Annotated in this window: 2 protein-coding genes; both read right to left on the bottom strand. The window is 44.7% G+C overall.

Annotation, left to right across the window (positions count from 1 at the left end):
* Positions 1-496: Arm DNA-binding domain-containing protein (locus K334_RS0112735; protein ID WP_025882410.1), on the bottom strand; the 496-nt coding region annotated here is incomplete at its 3' end.
* 56 nt (positions 497-552) lie between these two features.
* The gene (locus tag K334_RS0112740; RefSeq protein WP_025882411.1) at positions 553-1,782 is read right to left on the bottom strand and encodes a site-specific integrase; all 1,230 of its coding nucleotides are present in this window, start codon (positions 1,780-1,782) and stop codon (positions 553-555) included.
* Positions 1,783-1,938 lie beyond the last annotated feature (156 nt).

Genomic DNA, 1,938 nt, shown 5'->3' on the forward strand with positions numbered 1-1,938 from the left:
AGAAACGGTATTCTTCAAACAAGTCTTCCGTTATTGTGGCTATGGTTATATCCATCACTCCCTTATTCTTTACAAACTCCGTAAGCAACTTATCTGAATAGAATAGGTTCTGATAAGTCCCCTCTGCCCTTGATTTGCCCACGCACTCTTTAACGGATTGCAGTTCTGCTTTGCTCATGGCAAGAAGTGTTGTCGGTATGGTGGCTACTCCCTGCAAACGGTTCTTGAGCAGTTCCACGCTTACCACTCCGTCATTTATCAGAATATCTTGATAGGTCTTTTCTACAAGTTCCTTGAACTCGCCGATTCTTTGATTGGTTTTCTTGTCGGTTGTCAGTCCTTGTTTGCTGTTCCACTCGGAGGATTTGCACTGCTCGCCTGTGGTAATGGCGGTACTCTTTCCGTCTATGGTGATACGGCAGAGAATGGCGGTCTTGCCGTCTGCCTTTATTTTCTGTCTGTTGATATAGAATAATATCTTGAATGTACTTCTCATTGTCTTGTTATTTTAATGTCTGGAATGAATGTATAAGCATATACAAAGTATAGAGATCAGATAGCCAACTGCATATCTTCGGTGAAAGAGAGGAAACGGTCGAATTCCTCAAACAGTTTCTGGGGCGTTACCTTTGCATAACGTTCGGTCATACTTACATTCGTATGTCCCAGCATCTTGCTGACGGTTTCAATAGGAATGCCCTGTTCCAAGGTGATAAGTGTGGCAAAGGTATGCCTTGCCGTGTGCGAGGTAAAGGGAAAAGAAATACCTGCCCGTAGTCGCAAGGCTTTAAGACAGGACTGATAAGTGGGATATTTGATGAAAGGCAGCAGTGTTTCCCTTTCATCGCTGTGCATTTTCTCAATTAACCGAACAGCTTTCGGTAATAGCTTGATACGACAAAGCACACCCGTCTTCTGTCGGTTGAACTTCAACCACAAACTACCTGCATCATCACGAACAAGATGCTTCTTGCTTAGTTCCATCAAATCACAATAGGCTGCACCGGTATAACAGGCGAAGAGAAACACATCACGAGCAGTTTCCATTTCCTCTTCCAATTCATCAAAGCGGAGTGCTTTGAGCTTGTCCAATGCTTCTTTGTCGAGAGCCTTCGGTGCTTTCTTCTCCCCGCGTTCTATATGGACTTTGTCAAACAGAAGCGTATCAGCCAGTCTCTCACGATAAGCCAGCCTGCAGACGGTCTTCAAATCTGCTGCAACTCTGAAGAATGTGCTTTGCTGATGACCGAGTTCGCCAAGACAAAATGCTTGTAATTCGTAGATAAAGCTTTCTGTCAACTGCGAGAAAGCCAAATCCGAAACATGATACTTCCTCTGAATAAACTCCTGCAACCGTTTCCGGGTGGAATGATAGGCGGACATAGACTTTTCCTTGAGGTCTATACCGATATGGCTTTCTTTCTCCTTGATGAGCATATCCAACCTTTCGATAAGCATACATCTTGCCTGCACGCTGCCTTGAAACAGTTCCTTTACATCGGTTGCATCAAATGGCTGTCCTTTGGCAATCAAAGACTGATAGGCAGATTGAATGGAAAGTAACAGGTTATCCAACCTTCCGTTAATCTCCACCGCCTCACGGCTCTTGCCATCCATTCTGCTCTCACGTGGATTCCATAAATCGGGATTGCAGGAGAGCTTACAACTGAACTGCGCAATACTCCTTCCAAGTGTTATCCGCCCCATAATCGGAGCTTTCCCCAACTTGTCCAAACTGCTCTTTTTAAGGTAGAGCAACACTTTCATTTTCTCTGTTTTCATACGCTTTAATATTTGTGGGCAAAGACAGTGCAAGCGAGTTCCATGAGAGCTTGCTCTCAAATGGACGAGTGCAGCCTGTCTTATGCAAAGTTACCCGAATTAAAGCGTTCCTCACTTACGCAGAAAACTGCCGACCAAAGCAACAGCCACACGAGC

The organism is Segatella baroniae DSM 16972 = JCM 13447, assembly GCF_000426585.1.
In the GTDB taxonomy this organism is placed as follows: Bacteria; Bacteroidota; Bacteroidia; order Bacteroidales; family Bacteroidaceae; genus Prevotella; species Prevotella baroniae.